At 64.7% G+C, this 3,658-nt stretch carries 2 protein-coding genes; both read left to right on the top strand.

Annotation, left to right across the window (positions count from 1 at the left end):
* The coding region (locus AC13CR_RS00015) for a hypothetical protein (RefSeq protein WP_446236172.1) at positions 1–879 on the top strand (879 nt) is incomplete at its 5' end.
* 1 nt (position 880) lies between these two features.
* Positions 881–3,655: a hypothetical protein gene (locus tag AC13CR_RS00010; protein ID WP_482919973.1), complete on the top strand. Its 2,775-nt coding sequence runs from the start codon at positions 881–883 to the stop codon at positions 3,653–3,655.
* Positions 3,656–3,658: the final 3 nt, after the last annotated feature.

Genomic DNA, 3,658 nt, shown 5'->3' with positions numbered 1-3,658 from the left:
GGCGCGGACAACGAGGCCTGGACGCTGGCCGTCACCTTCGAGGCCATCGCCTTCAGCTATGACGGCGCGGATTCGGTGATCGTGTCCTATCCCGCCGATACCCCGGCCGATGGCAGCATCGGCTTCACGCCGACCGGTGGCGAACAGGACGGTCGCGCGATCACCTTCACGCCCGCCGATCTGGACGGGCTGGCCGATGGCGCGGGCTTTGCCGCGCTTGCGCCGCTTGTGTCGATCGCCGCCGATGGCGGCACGGCCGGATCGGTGGATGCGGGCGACACGATCGCGCTCGATACGCCGGCGCTGTATCTCTATGGCGGGACCGAGCCGACGATCAGTTATTCCGCCCATGACGATGGCGGCGTGGTCGAGGCTGACATTACGTTCCCCTGGACCGCGCCTTCCGGCATGAGCGGTTCGCTGAGCATCGTGGCCGATGACGGGTTCGGCAACACCGCAGCCAGCGCGTCCATCCCTGTTGTGGGGTCGCCTGTTTCGGCCGGAAACCTTCTTGATCTGTCGCAGCCGATTGCCGGCAGCTCGCCGGATACATGGCAAACCCAGAGCCTGTCGCCTCTGGTTCTCAAACCAACGGGATCATACATCGTCGGGCGCGGTGGATGGCCCTTTGACGTCGTGGCGGGCCAGACCTACCGGATCACATGGAATCTGTCGATCAACGAAAGCGCGTCCGGCCACTCGGTTCGCCTGCTGCCTGACAGCAGCGGCAACGGAACCCCGCTGGCGTCGTCCTACAACCCCGTCGGCACCCTCGACTACACCGCAACACAGACGCGCCGTCTGTGGGTCGGCCCCGCTTTGCAGAAAAGCAATGCCCTGCGTGTGACCGTGAACACCTACGGCGTGGAGAAAATCTGACATGACGATGATCAAGAGCAGACACGGCGCGGGCGTGACCTCTGTCGGGGGGGTGACGTTCAAGGGCATCGACAAGCCCGGCATGGGCTGGGTCAGCACCCTGGCGCTGACGGCATATGCCGGGCGGATGAACCGCCTGGCCGTCGCGGTTCCGGGCAGCGTCAGGCAGGCGGATGGCACCTATGCCCTGGATCTGACCGCCCAACGCGATGCCGCCACGGTCGATTTCGAAAGCGGCGGCCAGAATTACGTCATGAACGTCAGCGCCTCGGCCCAGGAAGACGGCTGGGGGGCGGGCGATTACTACATGCTGGAACGCGATCCCGGCGATGCTTCGATCATCGTCGAGCCGGGCCGCAATCACCGCAAATGGTATGCCTCGAATTCCCCCGATGCCTGGACAAAAGACAGCATCGCGGCGGCCGAGTCCATTTCGCCCAACGCGGTCAGCGACAACTGGCTGATCGCCAATCCCTTCTATGGCGGCAGCGAGGAACAGCCCTTGCTGGCCAGCCTTGCCGTATCCGCATGGCGGCAGGCCCAGCTTGGAACGACCACCTCGAACTGGATCCTCTATGAAAGGGGCTACGATTACGGCGGCCTGGACGCTACCCCGCAGCGGCGCGCACAAGGGGAAAGCCCGCTGCATCCGATGCTGATCGGATCATGGGGAACGGGTCCGCGGCCGCGCGGGCTGTCTGTTTTCAATTCGGCCTGGTGCCCTTCGCATCTGGTCATTCGCGACATCAGTTTCGACGCGATCGGTTCGCTTTTCATGTGGAACTGGCTGATCACCGATTGCGACAACATCAAGGGCGATGCCGCCGAACGGCGGGGTGAATTCGGGGCGCAAAGCCAGCAATCGGGCGAGGGCTTTACCGGCTATCGCGTCGATGTGACGGATGTTTCCCTGACCTCCCCGAAGGACGGGATGCTGACCTGGGGTGAAAATCCCCACAAGCAGCGCCTGGGGGGATCCTATTGGAACAATGTCCATGGTCTTCTGCTGGAAGAGGTGATCTGGGATCACAATGGCTGGGCGGACGGCTATGACCCCACAGGGGCGGGCGGCGCGAACACGCCCCAGCCCCCCAGCCAGTTCAGCCACAATGTCTACAGCAGCACCCATAACAGCGATCAGATCTACGATCATGTGATCAGCGCGCGGGCCGCGTCGCAGGGCTTGCAGACCCGTTCCGGCGCGCAATTCGTGGACAGCCTGCTGCTGGACAACAATATTGCCGGCAATGATGGCGGCGGGAATACCACCGATTACACGATCCAGGGGCCGCGCGGCAATTTCTCGCTGCATCTGGGCAATGTGATCACCTCGGCCGGATGGCGGGTTGCGCCCGATATCGGGGCCATCAACTGGGGCATGGACATTTTCAGCAAGATGCCCTCGCTGGTGGACGTGATCGTCATCCATTGCGCCAATCCCGATGATCCGGACGAGGTGGCGCTCAAGGTCAACCCGGATTTTTCGTTCAAATCGCTGGGCCCTTACAACGCCGGGAAGGACGAGGGCTATTTCGACAATGCCATCGTCTACCGCTGGAAGGAGGATTTCCGAACGGAAGGGCTCGACCCGGCTGTCCTGGACCGAACCACGATCCAGCGCCATGCAGCCGATCTGCTGGGCCAGCCGACCGCCACCATCGCCGATTACATGACCTATATCCGCGGTGTTCCGCTGTCCCAACGCCGCGCCGCCATCGACGCGACGCTGAATTATTTCCGCGCGCCCTGCGCGGCCAATCTGGACCAGTCCTATGTCAAACGGGTCAACGCCGCGGAATGCGTGTTCACCCCCGATGATCGCGGCGAGGGTTTCCGCTGGGACAACCGGCTGAACTGGTCCACCGGCGACAGGCCCGGATCGGTGCCGGGCGATAGTGTCAACCTCTATGGCAACCGGGTGAAATTCGGGCGCTTCACGACCGAGGTGGACAGCATCGCCTTTGGCGGCGGGCTGCTGGAGGTGACATCGGGCAAGCTGACCGCCCTGGCCCATGCGGATGCGGCAAATCTCGGCATTCGCGAATGCGGGCAATATGTCGCGCCGGCCGGTTCGGACGGGTCTATCGCGGCGCGCGGCGGGCGGCTGACCTTCGCGGGGGCCGCATCGGGCGATCTGGCGGTCAGCGGCATGGCCGAGGTGCTGCTGGGGCCGGATTACGCGGTCGGCGCGAACCAGACGCTGCGCATCGACGGCGGCCGCTGCTTCATCGGCTGGGACGGGACCGGCAGCGCGAGCCTGACCGTCGCCGGAACCCTGGATTTCCGGGCCACGCCGGTCCTGTGTTTCGGCGAATACGCCTTCAACGCGCGCTTCCGGAAAGAATGGCCGCTTGTCGGCGGGACCAGCGGCTTTACCGGCAAGGTGGACAGCCTTCGCTGGGGCCGGCGCAACAACGCGGTCTTTTGGGACGTGGCGGTGCGCGACATGCAGGGCAGGCCCGAAATCGGAGAGAAGGCCGCCGCGACCTCGCCCCGGTTCGGCGACGACAAGGTCTGGACGCCCTATGTCCTTGACGTCCGGCCCTCCGAGATCGGAACGATCGCGCCGTTCAGGAAAAGCGGCGATGATCCCGCGCCCACCGTCGCCGCGACTGTCGTGCTGGAGGCCGGATCGACGGTCACGGTGGACAGCCAGGGCCTTGCCCCCGGCAGCTACGACCTGATCGTGGCGGACAGCATCACCGACAACGGCGCAACCCTGCCCGCCGGGGTCAGCATCATGGGCGGGAATGTCCTGCGGCTGACCGTGGCGTGAGGC

The sequence above is a fragment of the Paracoccus sp. L-17 genome (assembly GCF_056857655.1).
The sequence above is the reverse complement of the archived record's forward strand: the minus strand, read 5'-3'. Positions and strand labels throughout refer to the sequence as shown.